The sequence below is a fragment of the Granulicella aggregans genome, from assembly GCF_014203275.1.
Lineage (GTDB): Bacteria > Acidobacteriota > Terriglobia > Terriglobales > Acidobacteriaceae > Edaphobacter.
Genome location: NZ_JACHIP010000003.1, coordinates 615,607 through 638,441, shown reverse-complemented (window position 1 = coordinate 638,441; position 22,835 = coordinate 615,607). Strand labels below are relative to the sequence as shown.

Annotated in this window: 16 protein-coding genes; 11 read left to right on the top strand and 5 right to left on the bottom strand. The window is 57.2% G+C overall.

Annotated features, from left to right (window positions below; translation table 11 throughout):
* Positions 1-671 precede the first annotated feature (671 nt).
* The 5 genes from HDF16_RS12940 to HDF16_RS12920 form a co-directional block, all read right to left on the bottom strand.
* Positions 672-1,673, bottom strand: a complete 1,002-nt coding sequence (locus HDF16_RS12940) for a LacI family DNA-binding transcriptional regulator (protein WP_432432243.1) — start codon at positions 1,671-1,673, stop codon at positions 672-674.
* Positions 1,674-1,818: 145 nt separating this feature from the next.
* The gene (locus tag HDF16_RS12935) at positions 1,819-2,913 is read right to left on the bottom strand and encodes an ROK family protein (RefSeq protein ID WP_184217140.1); all 1,095 of its coding nucleotides are present in this window, start codon (positions 2,911-2,913) and stop codon (positions 1,819-1,821) included.
* Positions 2,914-3,395: 482 nt separating this feature from the next.
* The gene (locus HDF16_RS12930; protein WP_184217139.1) at positions 3,396-6,137 is read right to left on the bottom strand and encodes a putative bifunctional diguanylate cyclase/phosphodiesterase; all 2,742 of its coding nucleotides are present in this window, start codon (positions 6,135-6,137) and stop codon (positions 3,396-3,398) included.
* 430 nt (positions 6,138-6,567) lie between these two features.
* Positions 6,568-7,779, bottom strand: coding sequence for an ROK family protein (locus tag HDF16_RS12925; RefSeq protein ID WP_184217137.1), 1,212 nt, complete (start codon positions 7,777-7,779; stop codon positions 6,568-6,570).
* 262 nt (positions 7,780-8,041) lie between these two features.
* Positions 8,042-9,145, bottom strand: coding sequence for an SIS domain-containing protein (locus tag HDF16_RS12920; RefSeq protein ID WP_184217135.1), 1,104 nt, complete (start codon positions 9,143-9,145; stop codon positions 8,042-8,044).
* 112 nt (positions 9,146-9,257) lie between these two features.
* Here HDF16_RS12920 and HDF16_RS12915 point away from each other — a divergent pair, with 112 nt between their 5' ends.
* From HDF16_RS12915 to HDF16_RS12860, 11 genes are all read left to right on the top strand, one after another.
* Complete coding sequence (locus tag HDF16_RS12915) at positions 9,258-10,640, top strand: sugar porter family MFS transporter (RefSeq protein WP_184217133.1); 1,383 nt, start codon at positions 9,258-9,260, stop codon at positions 10,638-10,640.
* Positions 10,641-10,681: 41 nt separating this feature from the next.
* On the top strand, positions 10,682-11,725 hold the full coding sequence (locus tag HDF16_RS12910) for an ROK family protein (protein WP_246409045.1): 1,044 nt from the start codon (positions 10,682-10,684) through the stop codon (positions 11,723-11,725).
* Positions 11,726-12,028: 303 nt separating this feature from the next.
* A complete protein-coding gene (locus tag HDF16_RS12900) occupies positions 12,029-13,003 on the top strand; it encodes a proline racemase family protein (protein ID WP_184217129.1) in 975 nt (324 codons plus the stop codon).
* Complete coding sequence (locus HDF16_RS12895; RefSeq protein ID WP_184217128.1) at positions 13,003-14,124, top strand: NAD(P)/FAD-dependent oxidoreductase; 1,122 nt, start codon at positions 13,003-13,005, stop codon at positions 14,122-14,124. The genes HDF16_RS12900 and HDF16_RS12895 overlap by 1 nt, the downstream gene beginning before the upstream one ends.
* A complete protein-coding gene (locus HDF16_RS12890; protein WP_184217126.1) occupies positions 14,117-14,380 on the top strand; it encodes a (2Fe-2S)-binding protein in 264 nt (87 codons plus the stop codon). The genes HDF16_RS12895 and HDF16_RS12890 overlap by 8 nt, the downstream gene beginning before the upstream one ends.
* Complete coding sequence (locus HDF16_RS12885) at positions 14,377-15,690, top strand: NAD(P)/FAD-dependent oxidoreductase (protein ID WP_184217124.1); 1,314 nt, start codon at positions 14,377-14,379, stop codon at positions 15,688-15,690. Before HDF16_RS12890 ends, HDF16_RS12885 begins: the two co-directional genes overlap by 4 nt.
* The gene (locus HDF16_RS12880; protein ID WP_184217122.1) at positions 15,687-16,616 is read left to right on the top strand and encodes a dihydrodipicolinate synthase family protein; all 930 of its coding nucleotides are present in this window, start codon (positions 15,687-15,689) and stop codon (positions 16,614-16,616) included. The genes HDF16_RS12885 and HDF16_RS12880 overlap by 4 nt, the downstream gene beginning before the upstream one ends.
* Before the next feature lies 1 nt (position 16,617).
* Positions 16,618-18,192 (top strand): aldehyde dehydrogenase (NADP(+)), encoded by a 1,575-nt coding sequence (locus HDF16_RS12875; protein WP_184217120.1) that lies wholly within the window; start codon positions 16,618-16,620, stop codon positions 18,190-18,192.
* A gap of 17 nt (positions 18,193-18,209) precedes the next feature.
* Entirely contained in the window at positions 18,210-19,994 is a 1,785-nt protein-coding gene (locus HDF16_RS12870) for a DUF885 domain-containing protein (protein WP_246409044.1), read from the top strand.
* Positions 19,995-20,118: 124 nt separating this feature from the next.
* Positions 20,119-21,663, top strand: coding sequence for an APC family permease (locus HDF16_RS12865; protein ID WP_184217118.1), 1,545 nt, complete (start codon positions 20,119-20,121; stop codon positions 21,661-21,663).
* Positions 21,664-21,777: 114 nt separating this feature from the next.
* A complete protein-coding gene (locus HDF16_RS12860; RefSeq protein WP_184217116.1) occupies positions 21,778-22,542 on the top strand; it encodes a GntR family transcriptional regulator in 765 nt (254 codons plus the stop codon).
* Positions 22,543-22,835 lie beyond the last annotated feature (293 nt).

Here is a 22,835-nt window from a genome sequence, read left to right as displayed (position 1 = left end):
TGTCTTGCTGTAGCTGTCTTGCGGAGCCTCAACGACGAAGCTTCCCTCTGCATGACCAAGTACCGGGACCCGAAGCGGCTGACCTCCCAAAATAAGGAGATTGCCTCCCTTCTGCAGATACGTTTGGAACGCCGGTTCCGCCTCCACGGGAAATGCTGAGCCATATGGAAGAACGAGAAGTCTCGTCGTCTTTACCCATTCCCCCGAGTGAAGTTGATCCACATTCAGAAGTGTAACGTCGCTTCCGAGTGCATTTCTCAAGACACTTGTGGAGACTTCTTCGCTCTCTACGGTCGGAAATCCCGTCTGGCTGAATACAGCCGTCTGCGATCGAGCCGCTCGACTTGAGAGCAAGAGCGCGATAACGATGAGACCAATTGCTGCGTGACGAGATGTGCTCATTGGGCCCCTATGGTTTAGGTCGAGACAGACAGTTCGAGAATGCAATGACCTTTATGTCGTGCGGTCACAGGTAGTCCAGTCTCCAATGTCAAAGAGTGCGCACCGTGGGGGCTCGTCTGGCGAGCCTTAGCCATGAACGGGCTAGCGCGATGCAAGTCTGCTTCCAGCAAGCGATGTGATCGATAACATAGACCAGAGATTTATAAAAGGTCGCACTGCGCCTGTCAAGCTTCAACGTATGGAGATTATTTACACCACGGTCGCCGCTACTAGATCTTCGCTCCGCATGATCCGCGGATAACCAGGTCTACCGGGAGAACAATCTGCTTGGACGGACGCTCCACCGCACTCGGTCCCGAAATAAGCCGTTCGAAAAGCATCTCGGCGGCCGTTCTACCGAGAGCTTCGACCGGCTGACGTACTGTTGTAACGCCCGGACGAAGTAGATCGGCGGTATCGAAATCGTCAAATCCAACTAGCGCGAGCGTCTCCGGAGGATATATGTTCATGCTCTGGAGCGAATGCAGCACATGGCGAGTCAACAGGTTATTTGCGCAAAATAGCGCAGTAGGTTTGCTCTTGCCAGCCAGCAGTTGTCTTATGGTCGAGCGGGTGTTTTCGATGTCCTCCGACATCTCAGCAGTTTGCGGCGTTAAACCCGCAGCCTGCATTCCCTTGCGATAGCCTCGTTCGCGCATCCGCATCGTGTAGAGATCCTTACTGAGCCCAATGAATAAGATCCGCTTGTGGCCTAGACACAGCAGGTGTTCGGTTCCTGCTCTTGCTCCTCTCTCATTTTCGACGACAAGCGCGTCAAACCGGCTACCCTCAATCGGACGATCGAGAGCGACGATTGGCAGATCCTGAAACTCGCTACTAAGCAACAGCGACCTGCTTTTCCCAAGACGTGCGGGTATAACGACGAGCCCTTCGATGTTACGTCGAAGCATACGATTGGCCTCGTCGAACTCCGCTTTAGGGTCTTCGTTTGACGTAGAAAGCACTACGGAGTAAGAATGCTGTTGCGCAACGGTGCTAACAGCATGGGCGCAGGCCGCAAAGAAGGGGTCGTAGAGATAGGGGACCAAGATACCGACCTGCCTCGATCGCTTTTCTCTGAGAGAGCGCGCCAATTCATTGGGCTGATATCTGAGGTGCGCTACCGCCGCGAGGACCTTCTCCCGCGCTCTATTGGAAACGCTCGGATGATCGCTGAGAACGCGGGACACTGTCATGACACTGACGCCAGCCAATTCTGCGACGTCAGTCATACGGCTGGACTGCGACATTGCTTGATCACTCCGAAAATCAGAACTTGGCCCCAAGAGGTTGAACCTGAGACTATTATGCTCGATGGTAATGTAGCCGCTGTAACCACGCCTGGGTTGAGTCTTCCTCTTCGTCTAGTGAGCAGAATCAGTCGAAACCATTTGCCAGTCGACTAATGTCTTCGTTTCGGCGCGACATTCCAGTTCTCCCGGCGAGACGAGGAAGCAGTCCCGCGCCAAGCAAGCCCGCGACAGGTCCTAAGGCCGCAGGACCAATGAATGTACGATCAGATTCCAGAACCACAGTTTGTGACGGCTCGACCAATCTATAGATCTGGCTGTATGTTCGAACGGTTTCGAACATCGCTGGCGCGAAAAGATTCCAGGAGTCGGCGACCCCGCCGCCAATGAGGATCATCGGGAGATCCAAGGTGTTGATCACGTTGGCTACTCCCAAGCCGAGGTAAAAGCCAAAGCGCTCAAACGCCAGTTGTGCAGCGCGGTCTCCGGATAGGGCAAGCGCACCCACATCGGCCGCACTGAACCCGTTGGCCCCTGAGATCAGAGCCTGCAGCGCTTCTGTTCCTTGGCTTGAAGTCGATACATCCCGAGCGAGCCGTTTGAGTCCACCTGCTGAGGCATATAGTTCCAGGCAACCACGTGTTCCGCAACCACAAAGAGCGCCATGAAGTTCCACGCTGGAGTGGCCGACTTCGCCACCCATACCTCGGATCCCGTGCCAAACTTCGCCATTTAGGATAAAACCACTACCCACTCCGGTTCCAAGAGTGATCATTCCCATTGAATCCACGTCGGCTTTTGAGCCGGCACCGAGTTTCCATTCCGCAATGGCAGCCGCGTTGGCATCCGATTCAAGAACGACTTCGAGACCCGTAGCAGCAGCAAGCGCCGCTCGCAGAGGAAAAGCGCCCCAGCCGGGCAAATTGGGTAACTCACCCAGGATGCCTTCGCGTAGATCGATTGGCCCTGGACTACCGATGCCAATGCCTTGAATTGAAGCCTTTGAACCAGCCAGAACGTGCGTCGCAACTAGCTCGTCGATAGCCGCTGCAATTCGTCTGACGGCAGCATCGGGACCTTCGGCAACTAAGGTTTTCATTTGACGACTGCCAAGAAGTCTCATTGCGGGATCGAACAATCCCACCCGGATGCTTGTACCGCCAAGATCGACACCGACGGAGCTCAAGGCTGCTTCTGTAGGACTTGTGTCGAGAATATGCATGACTGTCGATGCTCGCAAATGTGTCGATGGTGAATCTCGTCGAATCCCCCGCTTGCTGTCGAGACCATCAACCTCTTCTGCGGAACTTGCCTTTCGATGAGGAGTGTCAATCTGTGAACGATAACATGGTAACGCGCCGCCGTCGTCGTTTGATGGCGGCGTCATAGAATCCTTTGCGCCACTAGGCTACTCAGAGGTGGCCTTCACATTCCATACGCACGGACAGCTTCGCCCCACTATGCGCCAGTGGGCGAAGAGGTAGCCGTCATCTTTCGCGAGTCATTGACAAGCGCGCTGAAGCATTCGGGAGCTACCAAGATAGTGGCGGAGTTGACATATGCGTCTGAAGAGTTACACCTCGCTTCAGAGACAACGGAGTCGGCCAGGAGCTCAATACCAACATCAACCGTGGCAGCGCGAGGCATTGGGCGTTGAGGGAGTGCGCGAACGAGCGGCAAGAATCGATGCAAGGCTCGATATTCTCAGTGTTCCTGGACCAGGGACGACAATGGGATTGCGACCTCTACACAGCGATTTTCGAGAGGTTCGGCTAAGGATTTGATCCACCGAGGCAGATCGCTGAAAGGGACGGGTCGGCTGTAGTAATAACCTTGAATGGCATCACAGTCCTCGTTCGTAACAATGGACAATTGGTCTGATGTTTCTACACCTTCCGCCGTGACGTGAATGCCAAGGCTGTGGGCCATCGCAATGATCGCTCTTACCACCGCCAGACTGGCGGGGTCATTCGCACAATCGGAGATGAAGGATTTATCGATCTTGATCCAGTCGACGGGGAACCGACTAATGTAGGACAGGCTCGAGAAGCCAATTCCGAAATCATCGATCGCTATCCTAACCCCCAGATCACGAATTCGAAGAATGGCTGCTTGATTCAACTTCGAATCAGTCATCAGGATGTTTTCGGTGATCTCCATCTTCAACGAAGAAGGTCTGCGACAGTTTTCTTCCAGCGCCTCCTGAATCACCTGAGGGAGCTTGTCGTGCAGCAATTGCCGAGGAGAGAGGTTGATCGATATCTCAAACTCTCGTCCAAGCTGCCGCTCAAGGTGTCCGACCTGGCGACAGGCTTCCCGGATGACCCATTCCCCAATAGCAACAATCAATCCGGTTTCTTCTGCAAGTGGAATGAACTCGCTCGGCATCACGAAGCCCGCGCTCTTACTTCTCCACCGAAGTAGAGCTTCAAACCCCGTTAGAGTTGGCTCCTGCGCGCTGAATAGCGGTTGATAGTAGAGTTCGAGTTCATGCTCCTCGAGAGCACGGCTAAGATCCTCCTTCATTCGCTTTCTGGCTATTGTCGCGGCGGCCATCTCGCTGTTGAAGACATGGAACCTGTTCCTCCCATTGGCCTTCGCCTCGTACATCGCCATGTCCACTTGCTTCAGCAGCGTCTCAACATTGAGGTTGTGGTCAAAGATCTCGCAGACGCCTACGCTGACAGAGAGTGAGACGCTATGCTCGCCAAGCGGAATGGGCAACGAGAGCGCTGAGACAATTTTTTCGGCAACAACTTCAGCGTGTCCAGGTTCAACGAAATCATCAAGGAGCACTACAAACTCGTCGCCGCCCATCCTGGCTACCAGGTCCGTCGACCGTATCGATTCCTTGATGCGACGGGCCATAACGCGGAGCGTCTCGTCACCCGCGTCGTGGCCGTACGTGTCGTTTACTCCCTTGAAGTCGTCCAGATCCAACATAAGGAGTGCAATCCCCGTGTTGAAGCGGCGGACCTTATGCGGTGCCAGGTAAAGCCTCTCTTGCAAGATATGTCGCGTCGGCAGACCGGTCAGGCCGTCATGCAAAGCCATGTGGCGAAATCTCTCTTCGCTCTCTCGGATTACCTTTGTCTGCTGTCGGACTCGTCTTCGAAGAACTACAACCCAAACGAAAACAGCTCCAGCAATGACGACCGCTCCCGCAAAGCCAAGGAGTGTCCGTTCTGGCGTCCACCAGGAAGCACTCTTCAATACGATCACGTCTTTGGACGATCTGGTAAGGATGTGGAACGACTTTGTTACAGCGGACCCTGAGCCGGTCACCATCTCTTCAGCGTCAAGGACCACCGAACATACCCCGATAATTCGAAGCGTACTGCCTATCCTGATATTTGAAAGACTGTCGTTATTCTGATTCTTCGGGAGAAGCACGGGAAAAATCTCGCCATGGGAAGAGAGTAGGAGGGTTGGCTGGCTCGCGGTCAGGTCTCGACCAGTCAACTGTCCTTCGATCTGAATGAGTACGGAGTCATGGTGCCCCTGCAGCGCCTCGGCCGGAGTAACCTGCTGCGCTTCCGGAGATTCACTGCCTCCCAACGTTCGAAAGACCGAGTCGACCAGCATGGGCCGGTAGCCGCCCGAGAGCACAAAACCAGTTACATCAGCTATCTCTCCGAGCTCAATGCGGGTACGGTCGATGGTCTTGGCACAGACTCCACTTGTATCGTCCTGGATACAGATCATCGTTCCCGGCCATTGCAGCGTGACTCTTCCACGTACGTGAACGCGATGTGGCAATGTGCCCGTCGGCGTATAACGGGAGAGGCTGACAATTGATCTCAACGGCAGCGAGAAGGGATTCGAAGGACTCCGTTCCTCAATCTTTACGGAATACAGGTTTGGAAACATCAAATGAGCGCCGACCATTTGGCGACTGTCGTTGAAGAGCGTACCGATGCTGCCTTGAATCAAGACCGTTGAGTCGACCAGGTCGCGGTAGTCCGCATTTGGGTCATTGACTGAGACCGCACCGATCATTCCGTCAGCCATCGCGACGTTGAGAGTTATACGATGCCCTGACTGCGTAATGGAATGGACGACACCTTCAATTTCAACATATTGAGCGTCTTCTATTCCGGTAGCCAGGTGCGTAAAACTCACAGGCTTCGCAACTAGCTTCTGGGAAGATTCACCAATCACTTCCATCTGAGTTTGCGTGATGAGCGCGGCGTAGTCCCCAGGAGCGGTCACACCAACCACATCCACCAGTGAACCCGCGTGCGGTGTCGCGCCCGTCCAATGCCAGTTCGCCGGAAAAAGAGCAAAGATAGAACCCGTCGAATCATGGAGAAACAAAGACGCATGTTTTCCGTCATTGCGTGGATCGTAGTAGGTCACTACCGCGCGAAAATGGACGGGGTAGCCGCGCTTCGCCTCATCTGCTGAGAGATCATGCGCCTGGCCAATCTTTGTAATCGTTGACAATTGGACGGAGGGTAATACTTGGGCAGCACTAGGAGCTATACACGAAGCAATGGAGAAAAGGCCGGACAAAAAGCATCGAGCCAACATCCCGGGGCTCGCCTTCCTCTGGCCAGCTATTCCGAACCACATTCTCCAGGTATTAGCCAACCCAATTCCCCATCAGTGCGCACCGAATTTCGGGAACGCTCAGCCCTTCTGCACGGACTAGGCTTGGAATCGATCTTGCAAAGCCCGCGGCGCGTCCTCACTGGACTGCACCGCTCAACTTACAGAGCGAAATCGGCACTAGAAATAGCACAAAGGCAGCATCACCGCAGACCTCTCTCCGGCTGGCGTGGAAATAGAGATCTTCTCCGGAGACTGCTAGCAATGGACGAACTAAAATTGGGGGCGCGAAGTGCAAAAGAAGAACTCGATTTGACGATGCCTGTTAAGCCCGAGGTTCAGGAAGCAACACAGAAGGAATCACTCCAAGCGCGACCGCAATCGCTCCCCAGAGCACGGAGGTCGAACCCAGCTTCGCGGAGTCAATCTGAGTAACGGCGAACTCACTCTCCTGCAACTGCCTCTGAACAGCGCTGACCAGAGCAGGATGTTCACCAACTTCTCCGCCCAGCAGGATTAATCCAGGGTTCAGAATCAGGGACAAGTTGATGATGATGTCCGACACCATTCCGGCGCGTTGTTGAACGATCTTCTCGGCGGTTATATCCCCAGCCTGTGCGAGGTCGAGCACATCGAGCGCGTTCACTTCAACAGCCCTTCTGGCGCCAGGCGAACCTTTGCTATTTGCGTCGCGCCAGCTTTCGACGATACCTGCCCCCGTGAGTACCGACTCAAGCTCACCAAACTCATGCAGCGTCGGATGTCTGCGGGAAGTGTTCGGCAGTCGAAGATAGGCAATCTCTCCGGCTGACCACTGCGATCCGTGGAAGATCTGGCCGTCAAGAACAATACCCGCGCTCACATTGGGACCGATTCGGATCAAGATGAACGTGTCCTGCCCCTGTGCAGCGCCGCTGTAGCGCTCCCCCACTGCGGCGAGATTTGTGTCGTTCTCCAGAATGACAAGGCAGTCTACGATCCGGCTAAGTTTTTCCCGCAACGGCACGGACCGCCAGTTCTCCAGCGTGCTGATCGACATCACGACACCATCATCCACGTTCGTAATAGCCGGCAAGCCCACCACGAGCACCAGAAGCTGCTCCTTCTTCTTCTTGCTCTGCCTAAGCACCCGCCGTATCTCTTCGCCGATATAGATGCAGATCGCATCTGGTGTGGTCTTCTTGTCCTCCAGCAGCATCTGGGTGTATGCGAGTTCTTTGCCGTTTAGGTCCGTGAGCAGTAACGACAGCATTTTAGAAGAGATCTCAACAGCGAGGACGCAACCGCGCTCCGCCTTGAAGGAGATCATGTCAGGGGGACGTCCTCCATTCGACTCGCCTTCTCCCAATGGCTTGATCAGGTCCGAGGCAAGTAGATCGGCGACGACATTGGTGATCGTCGGCGCACTAAGGCCGGAGGCGCGAACAAGATCGGCTTTGGAGCAGGAACCGCATTCGCGCAAAAGATTCAACACGCGCAGCGCGTTTGTGTGGCGAAGAAGCGGCGGACGGCCTACTCGAGTTACTTCTTTTTTCACCAGATCTCTAACAAAACATTCTCGAACTCGAGTCCCCACATCCTTCGTGGAGACCCTATTGAGATGTTAACTTTCTTCCTCGTTCACTGACTTCGAAAGGCTCGTGAGAGATCACAGTAGCACATCGGCGAGAGTGCCGGGGTGGTCGATTTTATAACGAATCATTACAAATAGAGGCACCTAAGTAGCCGACGATCACTCTGCCACATTAGCAAGCCTAGGATGCCCGAATGATACTTACCACTCGGGCATTTTTCTACAGCTACTGCTCCATCACACCGTACTGAAACCGTGGAGGCAGCCGGCAGCCGGTTCGCTCGGTCATTGCCAAAGTCAGGGCCTGCGGCACCAGGAGCGAGGTAATGCTCTCCCATGGTTCGGCAACACTATCGATCTTGACGGGAAAGAGCTTCTCGGTGGCGGGATGCTCCTCGTTCGAGATCAGCAGCACCTTGCCGCCCCTGCGATTGCACTCCTCCGCCAGCTTGACTCCCAGTTGAGCCACCCTCCCCACTGCAAAGATGATGGCAACGTGCGATCCGTCTACATCGAGGTTCGGCCCATGTTTGAATCCCGCCCCGGTATGGGGTGCCGCGCGGAATCCGCTCATCTCGCGGATGCAAAGCGCACTCATAATTGCCGCGCCAAAAGCAGCGCCACGACCAATGATCTCGATGTTCGCTGCTCCCCGGCAAAACATCTCCAGCTCGCTACGCATCGCGAAGATCGGGTCGAGCGAGGACGAGAAGACCTCTGCTGCGTGCTCCGCTTCCTGCTGCCACGAATGACCAACCATCTCAGAAGCAAGAATGATCGTTGTGGCGGTCGAATTCGTATACGTCTTCGTTGCGTTGCCGTACTCCGGTCCCGCCATGATCGGCAGCTTGTGCTTCGCCAGTTTCCAGCAGGTGCTAGCGGGGTTATTGCAGATCAGTCCCATCTCACGGTCGCCATTACGCTTGAACAGTTCGACCAACTCCGCGCTCTCGCCGGAAGTAGTCAGCAAGATCGACGATGCGGCGTCGCCCCAAACCGGCGATGCGTAGTTCAACCATTCGCCGGCATCGATCGCAAACGACGCACGGCCATGCGACTGCAAGAGTGTGCTGCCGCTCACCGCGGAACAAAAAGACGCTCCCATGCCGATAAACAGAACGGACTGTCTTCCTACAGTGAGTTCGGACAACTTCCCGAGTTCGGCGCGAATCGCTGGATCGCTCGCATAGGCAGCGATCAACTCGCGAAGGAGCCCAGGCTGTTGCCTACACTCCAGCTCAAGGATCTGCGTGCCATTCGCACTCAGCAGTTCCGGTGCTGGTTCTATGCCTGATATCCAGCGTGGTGCATTGACTGCGTTGCCTTGCATAGAATCCTCCTTCGTTCCTTCCAATACTTCGTTACCAATGTTTCATTAATAAGTTCTACAATGACATCCTACTGTGCTGTCGATAGAGGTTATCATTCGACCGAGGTGAAAATTGTCTACCGCACCGGCAGTTCCGCAACCCCTTGTGAACCGCCATTTTATCTGGAAGGTCTCCTTCATCGCCGGTCTAGGTGGCATCCTGTACGGCTTCGATATGGGGATCATCGCGGCCGCGATGATCTTCGTACGCAGCACCTTTGGACTCTCCACAAGGATGGAAGAGTGGGTTGTCAGCATCGTTCTGGTGGGATCGATGACCGGCGCTTTCGTAGGTGGTTCGATCGCAGATCGTATCGGACGTCGCGCTACTCTTGTCTGGGGCGGCATCATCTTTATCGCCGGTTCCGTGCTGGCGCCACTCTCACCCAACGTCGCATGTCTTATTATCGCGAGGGCGTTGCTGGGAGTAGCTATCGGATTCACCTCCGTCACGGCACCGGTCTATGTCTCGGAACTCGCACCTCCCCAATCCCGGGGCACGTTGATCGGCCTCTACCAGTTCGCTCTCACGATAGGAATTGCTCTCGCCGATCTCGTCGGCTACTGGCTCGCAGCGCAGCAAGGTTGGCGGTTGATGTTCGGGATCGGTGCGGTCCCAGCGGTCCTCTTTCTGCTTATGGTCATCACGGTTCCCGAAAGCCCACGCTGGCTCTTCGCGCAAGGCAGGCAAACTGAGGCGGAGCAGGTGCTTAGAAGTTATACCGATGAAGCCGGGGTCTCGCTCTTCATCGACGACATCCGCAATAGCCTGCGCACCCCGATGGAACGCCGATGGAGCGCGCTCTGGAGTCCAGCGGTTCGAAACTCGCTATTCATAGCGGTCGGCTTCACCGTTCTACAGCAAGTCACGGGCATCAACACGATCATTTACTATGGCCCAAAGATCTTCGCGCTCGCCGGAATCACAGCAAATAAGAGCGCCATCTTTGCGACACTCCTGGTAGCCGTTACCAACGTGCTGGCGACCATCATCGCTCTCGTACTCGTTGACCGCGTTGGAAGAAAGCCTCTGCTCTACGTCGGGGTCGGAGGCATGACCGCTTCCCTTTTCACGCTCGCGGCGTGCTTCTATAACCAGGATGCCCTTGGACATTCTCTAGGGGTCATAGCGACCGTCTGCTTGATGGCCTACATCACCTGTTTCGCCTTCAGCATGGGTCCCATCGCCTGGATCCTTGTCTCAGAGGTCTTTCCGTTGCGTCTAAGAGGCCGTGGCGTCGCTGCCGCGACACTAGGCTCAGGCACATCGAACTTCATCGTCTCTCTCACTTTCCTGTCGCTCATAAACGCTGCGGGAAATGCGTTCACCTTCGCAATTTATGGCGGCTTCTGCATCATCACGCTGTTCTTCGTTCGCTTCGTCATACCTGAGACCAAAGGACGGGACCTTGAGAGCATTAGCGCAAACACAGCATCCTCTCGTCAGGCTTCCTGACGAGGCTTTGAAATTCAACCACTATCAGAGGTCATCGAGTAATGTCTCCCCAGAAACTGAATGACACCGGCAATTCGACAGCCACCATGCCCGCGTCACGACACAACCAGTACGTCATCGGGGTTGATATAGGAGGGACCAACCTCCGGATCGCCTTGGCGGACACCACAGGAGCCATCCTTCGTATGCACAACGTCTCTACCGTTGGCATTCATGATGCGAACCTGGTTGTATCGCTCATCTGCAAGGGCGTCGACGAGTTGTTCCGGCAGACGCAACTTCCACGCAACCAGCTTTGCGCAATCGCGGCGGGTGCTCCTGGTGTGACCAACGTCGACGACGGCATCGTGATCGCCACCTCTTACTTGATGGGCTGGCGCGACGTGCCACTCCGCGCCATGCTTGAATCCTCGCTCGGAGTTCCGGCAGCAATCGACAACGACGTGAATATGGCCGCCTTCGCCGAGAGCCGTGTTGGAGCAGCGTCCACTACTCGTGACTTCGTGTTTCTTGCCATCGGAACGGGAGTAGGCGCTGGAATTATCCTCGATGGGCGACTCTTCCGCGGGATGAATTGGACCGCAGGCGAGGTTGGGTACATGCTGGTTCCTGGCATCCCCGTCGCTGCCGTACCATCGGGCGAGCCTGGCGGCCTAGAACACCTTGTCGGTGGTGAAGGAATCAAGAGCCAGTGGCAGCGACGTTGGGCCGTTGCCGCGACCTCTCTACCAAAAGAGCTAAACGCTACACAGATCTTCGAGCATGCACTCGCGGGTGACTCCCTTGCTCAATCCGTCCTGGACCAGGCTGCGGAGACACTGTCCTACGCAATCTACAACATCTATCTGATCCTGAATTGCCCGCTGTTTGTATTGGGCGGCGGTGTCGGAACGCACATCGCGCTCTACGACGCAGTGGTGCGGAAGATCCAGGATCGAGACCCTCGGACGGGCCTTAAGCTCATAAGAAGCAGCCTCGGCACGGATGCCCAGTTGATTGGGGCGGTTCGCGTGGCGATCGCGCTCGCCGAGACTATCGAAATCGCCGCAGCGGCAACGCAGCGCGTCTTCACCGTTAGCGAATAGCTCTTGCAATCAACAGACCTAAGTTCCACGATCTCTGTCGTAACAGAATTGTGGAGTTGGAGAACTTCCACGCCAACACTCAGACCCCGAAGGTCATCGGGCTGCTGGGCATTCATCAACTCAACGGGAAGCCCGAGCCACTTGTTTCCCATCCATATCCTGATTACGACTTCGAAGACGTTGCCCATCCTGGTGACTTAGAGCCGATCATCATTCGTGGGATCATGAATGTCCACTAGGCGTTTCTAAGATGCGTACAGGAAGGCTTACTGATTGTATTCAAAATCGTCTACAATAACCCAAATGAATACAGATGTTCCCTCGCAGACGGCCTGGGGTCCGGGGCCTATACACGCCATCGACTCGCACACCGAGGGCGAGCCCACTCGCGTCATCGTAGAGGGGGGACCGAACCTGGGCAGTGGCAGCCTGGCAGAACGCCTTGAAGTCTTCAGGCACCGATTCGACAGCTTCCGTAGCGCCACGGTCTGCGAACCTCGCGGCTCCGATGTCGTGGTCGGCGCGCTCCTGTGTACGCCATTAGACCCTGCGGCAGCGGCCGGAGTCATCTTCTTCAACGACGTTGGCTACCTCGGCATGTGTGGCCACGGAACGATAGGGCTGGTTCGGACGCTCTCATATCTGGGCCGTATCCAGCCAGGAAAGCATCTCATCGAAACGCCGGTAGGAACTGTCCATGCTGAACTCCATGCCGACGGCGGCGTCTCGGTGCAAAACGTCCCCAGCTATCGCTACCGCGCATCAGTTTCCGTGGATGTTCCGGGTATAGGAATACTGCACGGCGACATCGCCTGGGGTGGCAACTGGTTCCTTCTTATCGGCGATCACCCCTTTAGTCTCGTAGTCGCAAACCGCGATCAACTCGTGGCCGCAACGAAAGCGATTAGGACCGCCCTTCAACAGCAGGGCATCACAGGTCAGGGCGGCAGCTACATCGACCACATCGAACTCTTCGGTCCGGCATCTTCCGCAAACAACTCCAGCCGCAACTTCGTCCTCTGCCCCGGAGCCTCCTTCGACCGGTCCCCCTGCGGGACTGGCACCAGCGCCAAGATGGCGTGCCTCTACGCCGACGGCAAACTAGCCCCGGGCGAACTCTGGCAGCAGGAAGGCATCCTCGGCACACACTTCACCGGCTCCATCCAACCCGATGGAGACCGCGTCATCCCCACCATCACTGGTCGAGCCTGGATCACCGCAGACATCACCCTGCTCTTCGACTCCGCCGATCCCTTTGCGCAAGGAATCGCTTTTTGATGACCAGCTTCGACGTCATCATCCTCGGTGCAGGCATCGTGGGATCAGCCTGCGCGATGGAATGCGCTCAAGCTGGCCTTTGCGTCTGTGTCATCGAACCATCAACCCCGGGCGGAGCCGCTACCGCCGCAGGCATGGGCCACCTCGTCGTGATGGATGACTCACCCGCACAACTGGCCCTTTCCAACTTCTCCCGTACTCTATGGCGCGAGCTTTCGTCTTCCCTGCCCAACACGGTCGAGTACGAGCAATGCGGCACCCTCTGGGTAGCCGCAGACGACGAAGAGATGGACGAGGTCCAGGCCAAACAACAGACCTACGCTCAAGCCGGCATCCGTTCAGAGATCCTCAACTCCTCCGATCTCGCACAGGAAGAACCCAATCTCCGATCCGGCCTCGCGGGCGGCCTGCTGGTCCCGGATGATGGCGTCATCTACCCGCCCGCCGCCTCACACTTCTTCCTCTCAAGCGCCTTGTCGCAAGGAGCAAGACTTCTCCGTGGGAAGGCTGCCATCGCGCTGCATCCAGGATCCGTCAAGCTTGAAGACGGAACAACCCTTGCCGCAAAGCAGATCGTCGTCGCCACCGGCTCCGATCTTCGTCTCCTTCCTTCGCTGCCAATCCAGAAGCGCAAAGGCCATCTCGTCATCACCGATCGCTATCCCGGCTTCGTGCGCCATCAGCTCGTCGAACTCGGTTACCTCAAAAGCGCGCACAAACTCACCTCCGATTCTGTCGCCTTCAACGTGCAGCCGCGCAAGACCGGGCAGCTATTGATCGGTTCATCAAGGCAGTATGGCAACGATGATCCCGCGGTGGACTCCTCCATCCTCAGCGCGATGATCGAACGCGCCCAAAGCTACATGCCCCGGCTCGCCGATCTTTTCAGCATTCGCGTTTGGACTGGCTTCCGCGCCGCGACTCCAGATAAACTTCCGCTCATCGGTCCATCAAGCGAACCGGGCATCTTTCTGGCGGTCGGCTTCGAGGGCCTCGGTATCACCAACGCGCCGGGAGCGGCTCGTCTCCTGACCGATCATCTGCTTGACCGGGCATCCGACATCGATTCATCACCCTTCCTCCCCAGCCGTGCGCGAACCCTGGAACCGAGCCATGCTTAGAAATATCTCATCGCCGGCGCGCGTCACTGTATGGCTCAATGGCACCTCCATCGAAGTGCCGGAAGGGACAATGGCGAGCGCCGTATTTCTTGTCTTCGGAGTTCCCTGCCGCGCCTCCGTAACCGGTGAGCAGCGTACCGCCCTTTGCGGCATGGGCATCTGTTTTGAATGCCGTGCCACCGTCGACGGAGCTCCGCACCGACGCACCTGCCAGCTTCCCTGCCGCGAAGGCATGCGCCTGGAGACCCAGCCATGACCTCCATCACAACGAGACACACCGAGATTCTTATAGTGGGCGCTGGCCCCGCCGGCGTTGCCGCCGCAACGTCCGCAGCAAGCGCTGGGGCCCAGGTGACTGTCCTCGATGACAATCCCGGCCCGGGCGGCCAGATATGGCGTGGTGGCATCGCCTCTTCAAACATCGCGAAAGATCCAGCCCGTGAAGCCACTATCCTCGCCTTCCGCGAATCGAAGGCGACGCTTCTGTCCGGAAGACGTGTCATCGACGCAGCAAAGCCACAAATTCTACGCGCACTTGTAGAAGAATCAGGCGTCATCGAGACCTTTACCTGGGATCGCCTCATCCTTGCCACGGGCGCTCGCGAACGCTACCTGCCATTCCCGGGCTGGACACTACCCGGAGTCTTTGGTGCAGGCGGCCTGCAGGCCCTTATGAAGGGCGGCTACTCCGTCAAGGATAAGCGCATCGTCGTCGCCGGCACCGGCCCGTTACTGCTCGCGGTCGCCGCACATCTGCAAGAAGATGGTGCCCAGGTGCTCAGCATCGCCGAACAGGCAAGCCTGCGCTCTCTCTTGCCGGTCGCAGCGACGCTCTGGTCGCACCCAGCGAAACTTCTGCAAGGCATCCGCTATCGGACAGTACTGCGGGACGCCCAATACCGCAACAACTGCTGGCCCATAGCCGCCGAAGGCACGGACAGACTCACCGCCGTTCGTCTCACTGACGGAAGTAAGACCTGGACGGAGCCGTGCGACCTGCTGGCCTGCGGCTTCCATCTCGTTCCGAACACGGAGTTCGCTGTACTTCTTGGCTGCAAGCTCACGAACGATTGCGTCGCCGTCGACTCAACCCAGAAGACCTCAATCGAAAACGTCTACTGCGTCGGCGAACCCACTGGCATAGCTGGTCTTGATGCTGCGCTGGTACAGGGGAAAATCGCTGGTCTGTCAGCTACCAATAGACCGGACCAGGCCATGGCGCTCTTCAAAAAACGCGACCGCGAACAGGCCTTTGGTAAACGCCTGGATCGCGCCTTCGCTCTTCGACCAGAGCTGCGTTCGCTTGCTCAACCCGACACCATCGTCTGCCGCTGCGAGGACGTTCGCTACGCACAGCTTCAGCCTTACTCAGATTGGACCGACGCAAAGCTCCAAACCCGTTGCGGCATGGGTCCATGTCAGGGACGCATCTGCGGCCCGGCAGTGCAGACGCTCTTTGGCTGGCGAAACACCTCTATCCGACCGCCCATCTTCCCAATTCCTCTGTCGGCCTTCATCTCGGCCCCAACTTCAAACGAAATCACCCCACTACAGGAGACATTATGAACTGGCATGGCGTTCTTCCCGCAACGACAACCCCCTTCCACACCGACCTCACCGTGGATCACACCTTACTTGCACAGCACACCGCCTGGCTGCTGGAAAACGGATGCACTGGTCTCGTAATGCTCGGCTCTCTCGGCGAGGGCGCAACCCTTGAACTCGACGAGAAGATCGCGATCCTGAAGACCACCGTGAAGTCCGCCCAACCTACGCAAAGCCCGGTAGTCGCGGCCATCTCTGCGCTCTCCACGGCGAATGCGGTTCGGCTTGCGAAGGAAGCTGAAGACGCTGGATGCAGCGGTTTGATGGTGCTTCCGCCCTATGTGTACAGCTCCGACTGGCGCGAGATGAAGCATCACGTCTTGACGGTGATGGGCTCAACCAAACTCCCTTGCATGCTCTACAACAACGGCCTCGCCTACAAGACTGACTTCCTTCCGGAGCAGATCGCGGAGCTAGCCCAGCAGCACTCGAACTTTGAAGCAGTAAAGGAATCCAGCGGAGACGTGCGCCGCATCGCGGCGATTCGCTCTCTGCTGGGTGACCGCCTGAGCTTGACAGTAGGCGTCGACGATCTTCTCGTCGAAGGAATTGCAGCAGGCGCTGTAGGTTGGATCGCCGGCCTTGTGAACGCTTTCCCTGCGGAGTCCGTTGAGCTCTTCAACCTGGCCCGCGCGGGCAAGACAGAAGAGGCCTTCGCGCTCTATCGCTGGTTCCTTCCGCTGCTTCGTCTCGACACTGTAGTGAAGTTTGTGCAACTCATCAAATGGGTTCAGGCAGAGACCGGCACCGGTGTTGCGACAGTCCGCGCTCCGCGACTGGAAATTGCAGGAGCCGATCTTGCCGAGGCAAAATCTGTGCTGGCCGCGGCGCTGGCGAATCCACCAGCGATCAAGTCCACCGCATTCCCCGCATTGCAGGAGGTGTAGCATGACCACCCCACTCGCTGGCCAGCTTCAAGGCCGTTCCCTCGTCGCTGAAAGCGTCCCCTCTTCAGGGGGCGCTTCTTTCCATGGCTACAACCCCATCGATGGCGGCGCCCTGGAACCCGCCTACACTTCGGCCAACATCGCCGATGTAAACAGCGCCGTATCCGCCGCAGTCGAAGCCTTCGAGGGCTTCGCCAATATCTCAAGTACCGAACGCGCCTTGTTCCTACGAGCGATCGCTGATGGCATCGATGCATCCTCCGTTGAGCTGATCCATCGAGCGAATCTGGAGACCGCGCTTCCCATGGCGCGCCTAACCGGAGAGGTGGCTCGCACAAGTGGACAACTTCGACTCTTCGCGAGCGTGCTCGAAGAAGGTTCGTGGGTCACAGCGCGCATCGAGACCGCAGATCCCGCGCGCACCCCGCCGAAACCCGACCTACGCTCCATGCTGCGTCCGCTCGGCCCAGTCGTGGTCTTTGGTGCCAGTAACTTTCCCCTGGCCTTCTCCGTAGCAGGTGGCGACACCGCATCCGCCTTCGCTGCCGGTAATCCCGTCATAGTCAAAGCCCATCCCGCCCATCCAGGCACCAGCGAGCTCGTCGGCAACATCATCAAACACGCCGTTGAACAAAGCGGCCTGCCAGGCGGCGTCTTCTCGCTCCTCTTCGACGCCGGCCACGCGGTCGGCACCGCTCTCGTGCAGCATCCCGATGTAAAGGCCGTTGGCTTCACCGGCTCCTATCGCGGAGGCCGTGCTCTCATGGATCTCGCCGCCAAGCGAGTAGTGCCGATCCCGGTCTACGCGGAGATGGGCAGCACCAACCCCGTCTTCATTCTTCCCGGTGCGCTCGCGGAACGCGGAGAAGCGCTTGCCAAGGGTCTGCATGGATCGTTCACACTTGGCGGCGGACAGTTCTGCACTAAGCCTGGATTAGTCTTCGCTACGGAAGCTCCATCCTTCACCAATACCCTGCGCGCCAGCGTCGAATCCAGTTCCGCGTTCTCGCTTCTTACAGAAGGCATCGCCAAAACCTTCGGCAAATCGGTGCAGGAACGCAGTTCGCTGCAAACCGCAAAGGGCGTCGCCACCGGTGAAGGATTCTCCGCTCAGGTCTCGCTCCTGGAAACCGACGGCGCAATCTTCCTCGCCGATAACTCGCTTGCCGAAGAGGTCTTCGGCCCAACCACTCTCCTCATCCACTGCAGCAGCCGTGACCAAATGCTCGATGCAGCTCGCGGCCTCGGAGGTCATCTCACGGCAACCGTTCTCGGCACAGAACAGGACCTCGCCGAGTATGCCGATCTCCTCCGCATCCTTGAGACCAAAGTAGGCCGGGTCATCTTCAACGCATTCCCGACCGGCGTCGAAGTAAACCATGCGATGGTCCACGGTGGCCCCTATCCCGCCACCTCCGACGGACGCTCCACCTCCGTGGGCAGCCAGGCAATCTTTCGCTTCACCCGGCCCGTCTCGTATCAAGGACTGCCTCAGTCGGCTCTTCATCCCTCGCTTCAGGACACCAACCCTCTCGGCATCCTGCGTCTCTGGAACGGTGCCTGGCAGACCAAGTAACACCTCGGAGAAGACAGATGTCCGTACGCGACTATGCCCTGATTGCAGCTCTCCTGTGTGCGCCAGCATCCTTGCCTTCGCAAGCTTCGCCTCAGGCATCAACGCAATCGAGTGCCGCACAGCTAGACGATTTCTACGCCAGCGAGTGGGAGTACGGTCTCTCCCACTCGCCCGAGTTCGCCACCTACGTCGGCGATACGCGCTTCAACGATCGTCTCGGCGACTACTCCCCTGCGGAGATCCAACGTAGCGAAGCACACGACGTGGAGGCTCTCGCACGCTTTCAGGCAATCCCTGCCGCCGGCCTCACGGAGCAGCAGACGATCAGCCGAGGGATCATGCTGCGCCAGCTTCAGATGTCTATCGATAGTTATCGCCTCAAGGAATGGGAGATGCCTGTAAGTCAGATTAACGGCGTTCACCTTGACCTTCCCGCAATGTACTCGCAGATGCCCTTCAACAACGCAAAGGATTATCGCAACTACATCGCCCGTCTACATCAGGTACCACGCGTCTTCGGCGAAGTGACCACCACCATGAAGCTCGGCATGAAAGACCACCTCATGCAGCCGCGTTACCTGCTTGAGAAAGTTGCCGTCGAAGCCCAGGATATCGCGGACACTCACGGAATGAAGAGTTCCTTCGCTCTTCCTCTCGCTCACTTCCCCGTTTCCATTACTCTCGCCGAACAGCAGACAATCACCCACGATCTTCTAGCAACCATTGAAAAGGACGTACTTCCTGCCTATGTAACCTTCGCTGCCTTTGTACGTGATACCTACGCGCCCGCAGGCCGCACCGAACCTGGCATCTGGGCCCTCCCAAATGGCGATGCACTCTACAAACAGGCCATCCGGGAACACGTCCAAACCACCATGGATGCCGATGCCATCTTCAACGAGGGGATGCGCGAAGTCGCGGAGATCAACACCCAAATGCTCGCGCTCGCAAAGACCCAGGGCTTCAATGATCTTGCCAGCTTTCACGCCCACATCAACGCCGACCCAAAGCTACATGCGATCTCCAGCGATCAGCTCCTGAAGCTCTACGCGGGTTACGAAGCGCAATCACGGGCCAAGCTAGACCAGATCGTTCCCGTCGTCCCAGCGCTCGGACTTGAAGTCGTACCCATGGATGCCTTCCGCGCACCGAACGCCGTGCCCGCCGACTACTCTCCTGGCTCGACCGCAAGTCAACGTCCCGGCCGCGTCAACGTCAACCTTTACAACCCCACCAGCCGACTCCTGCTCAACGTCGAAGCCATCGCCTATCACGAAGGCGTTCCTGGTCATCACCTCCAGTTCGCCTTCGCCGACACACTGCAGGGGCTTCCCAACTTCCGCCGCTATGCCTCGTACGACGCCTACTCCGAAGGCTGGGCGCTCTACGCCGAACTCCTCGGCAAAGAGATGGGCTTTTATCAAGATCCCTATAGCGAGTACGGTCGCCTGCAGAACGAGATGTGGCGTGCCATTCGCCTCGTCGTCGACACCGGCGTTCATCAAAAACATTGGACACGACAGCAGATGGTCGACTTCTTCAAACAACATACCGCCATGGACGACCAGAACATCCAGACCGAAATCGACCGCTACATCTCCTGGCCCGGGCAGGCGCTCAGTTATCGCCTCGGACAACAGAAGATCCTTCAACTCCGCGAGCGAGCACGCATCGAACTCGGCCCTCGCTACGACATCCGCAAGTTCCACGAGCGCGTCCTGTCCCTCGGTCCGGTGCCATTAGATGTCCTGGACGAAAGCATCACGCGTTGGATTCAGGCACAGAAGACCGCGTCGAAGTGAGCGTGATCAGTGGTGGATACTTCCATCGCGACATAGCCATAAAGGGTTGGAAGGTCTAACGACGAAATTAAGCGGACATAGTCAATCCATTTAGAGTGTTGAAGTCCATGGGAGAACAAGAAAGATGAAGCTGTCGCTCGCCGATCCGAACACTGCCGATCATCCATCTTCCCAGCAGACTAGCTCGCCCCCGCAGTTTGTAAAAGGGATGGGGCTCTTCTCTGCCACCGCTATCGTCATGGGATCGATGATTGGCTCCGGTATCTTCATCGTCTCCGCAGACATGAGTCGAACTCTTGGCTCGCCTGCTTTGCTGATCGGGGCGTGGCTCCTCACTGCTGCGATGACGATCGTCGGCGCTCTTAGCTATGGCGAACTGGCGGCGATGATGCCCCGTGCCGGTGGCCAGTACGTCTATCTACGCGAGGCCCTCGGTCCGCTCTGGGGATTTCTTTACGGCTGGACTCTCTTCATGGTCATCCAGACCGGAACCGTTGCAGCGGTTGGGGTAGCCTTTGGAAAATTTCTCGGCGTCTTCATCCCGGGTGTAAGTAAGAGCAACTGGATCTGGCACTACGGCACTGGCAACGTCGGCATGAATACCGCGAACCTTGTCGCAATCGTCGTCATCACCCTGTTGACACTCCTCAACACCTTCGGCGTAAAGTTCGGAGCTCTCATTCAGAATGTCTTCACCTCGGCAAAGGTCCTCGCCCTCGCTGGACTAGTCGCCGTCGGCTTCGTGGCCAGGAATGCGACGGCTATCGCGGCAAACTTCGGCAGCGGATGGCACCAGTTCTGGGCGGGCGCAGGCTTGCAAACCGCGCATCCTGTGCGTATCGGCGAACATGGGCCGACCGCCATGGTGGGCTTCCTCACCGTCCTTGCCGTCGTCCAGGTCGGGTCGCTCTTCTCATCCGACTCCTGGCACAACGTCACCTTTACAGCCGGAGAGATCAGAAATCCCAAACGCAATCTTCCCTTGTCGCTCGTCATCGGCACCGGCGTCGTCTTACTGCTGTACATGCTCTGCAACTTTGTGTATCTCGGAGTTCTTCCACTCGCAGGGGATTCACAAGCGACCACGCTCGCCGGACGTGGCATTCAGTTCGCCACCGAAGATCGTGTCGCCACCGCCGTCATGCAATCGTCGTTCGGTCCCCTCGGAGCGAAGCTGATGGCCGCCGTCATCCTCGTCTCAACCTTTGGCTGCGTCAACGGATTGCTCCTCGCCGGCGCACGTGTCTACTACGCGATGAGCCAGGACGGCCTTTTCTTCAAAGCCATCGGTAAGCTCAGCCCAAAGAGCAATGCCCCGGTAAATTCACTTTGGCTGCAATGGGCGTGGACCAGCCTACTTTGCCTCAGCGGAAGCTATGGCGACCTTCTCGACTATGTCATCTTCGCTGTTCTCATCTTCTACATCCTCACCATCGGCGGCCTGTTTGTATTGCGGCGAACACGCCCGGACGCATCTCGTCCGTACAGGGCCATCGGATACCCTATCCTGCCGGCGCTCTACATCGTCGCCGCGAGCTGGATATGCCTTGTGCTCCTGATCTACAAGCCCCAGTACACATGGCCCGGCCTGATCATTGTGGTACTCGGCATGCCAGTCCATTTTTTATGGAAGAAGTTTGGCGCAGCGAGCGAAGTCCTCAACCAATGAACAGATGGATGCCGGAATACTCATGCAGGCCAGCGTGTCGCCGCTCCCTGTAAACTAAGGAAACTACCGCTTTCAGCCTCGCAGGGCCAGCAAACGTGTGAGCCTTATATACCTATGCCAGATTTGACTACTAAGAAATTACGAACCTCCAAAATCGGTCCCGTAACTTCGTCTAAGAAACGCGAGAAGGCCGAGCATGGAACCAGCCTCGTCACAGCGTTCCGCGATATTCGAGAGCTCATCGTCCACGGAAAAATATCTCCCGGAACCTGGATCGTCGAAGCCGACTTGGCCGAGCGCTTGAACATGAGCAGGACGCCGGTCCGTGCCGCCATCCACTGGCTGCAGCGTGAAGGCTATGTCATCGAGCATCGCAATGTGAGCAAGTCGCGCATGATCGTTGCTCCGCTCACCAAAGAAGACGCCAATGAGCTCTACACCATAATCGGCCACGTAGAAGGCATCGCCGGACGCGGGCTCGCGCTGCAACCCGAGCCCGAGCGCGTGGCCATCGCCAAGAAGCTCACCAAACTCAACGAACGGCTCCTCTCGATAGCCGATGGACGCGGCGGAGCGCCTGGCGAGATCTTCGAGCTCGACCGCGACTTCCACAATCTCGTCGTCGAAGCCGGCGCAGGCGCTCGTCTATCCACTCTTCATGCCGCCATTGTTCCGCAAACGGAACGGTACTGGCGCCTCTACGCCAGCTCGATCATCAATGACCTCCACTGCTCCGTACAGGAGCATACGCGGATCATTGCTGGCGTCCTTGCCGGCAATCCCGACGAAGTGGAAAAGGGGCTTCAGGAGAACTGGCTCAAGGGCGCAGAGCGCCTCGGCCACGTCATCGATATCTTTGGCGAACGCGGTAGCTGGTAGCCATCGAACTAGACTCTGCACAGGTAAATACCGCCCATTTGTCGCGGGCGGTCTTTTCATTTGCAACAACTACTTAGTCCCCTTGATCTCCGGCAGCATCACCTTGTTCGAGTCCCGCGGCTCTACCCCCAAAAGATTGTGTACGAAGTAATCGTCCCGGTAGTGCTCGCTCCGTAACACGCCAGCTCCATGGGTCTCCCAAGGAACATAGAGCATTTCGAGGATGCAATTACTGAGCCCGACCAGCCATCCGATCCTCTCAAGCCGGCAACCTCCTACACCCCATTTCCGCC

Coding starts and splice junctions, on each gene's coding strand:
- HDF16_RS12895 (WP_184217128.1), top strand. CDS start 13,003: ATGACCAGCTTCGACGTCATCATCCTCGGTGCAGGCATCGTGGGATCA.
- HDF16_RS12865 (WP_184217118.1), top strand. CDS start 20,119: ATGAAGCTGTCGCTCGCCGATCCGAACACTGCCGATCATCCATCTTCC.
- HDF16_RS12900 (WP_184217129.1), top strand. CDS start 12,029: ATGAATACAGATGTTCCCTCGCAGACGGCCTGGGGTCCGGGGCCTATA.
- HDF16_RS12940 (WP_432432243.1), bottom strand. CDS start 1,673: ATGACTGACGTCGCAGAATTGGCTGGCGTCAGTGTCATGACAGTGTCC.
- HDF16_RS12890 (WP_184217126.1), top strand. CDS start 14,117: ATGCTTAGAAATATCTCATCGCCGGCGCGCGTCACTGTATGGCTCAAT.
- HDF16_RS12920 (WP_184217135.1), bottom strand. CDS start 9,145: ATGCAAGGCAACGCAGTCAATGCACCACGCTGGATATCAGGCATAGAA.
- HDF16_RS12885 (WP_184217124.1), top strand. CDS start 14,377: ATGACCTCCATCACAACGAGACACACCGAGATTCTTATAGTGGGCGCT.
- HDF16_RS12860 (WP_184217116.1), top strand. CDS start 21,778: ATGCCAGATTTGACTACTAAGAAATTACGAACCTCCAAAATCGGTCCC.
- HDF16_RS12910 (WP_246409045.1), top strand. CDS start 10,682: ATGTCTCCCCAGAAACTGAATGACACCGGCAATTCGACAGCCACCATG.
- HDF16_RS12870 (WP_246409044.1), top strand. CDS start 18,210: ATGTCCGTACGCGACTATGCCCTGATTGCAGCTCTCCTGTGTGCGCCA.
- HDF16_RS12880 (WP_184217122.1), top strand. CDS start 15,687: ATGAACTGGCATGGCGTTCTTCCCGCAACGACAACCCCCTTCCACACC.
- HDF16_RS12875 (WP_184217120.1), top strand. CDS start 16,618: ATGACCACCCCACTCGCTGGCCAGCTTCAAGGCCGTTCCCTCGTCGCT.
- HDF16_RS12935 (WP_184217140.1), bottom strand. CDS start 2,913: ATGCATATTCTCGACACAAGTCCTACAGAAGCAGCCTTGAGCTCCGTC.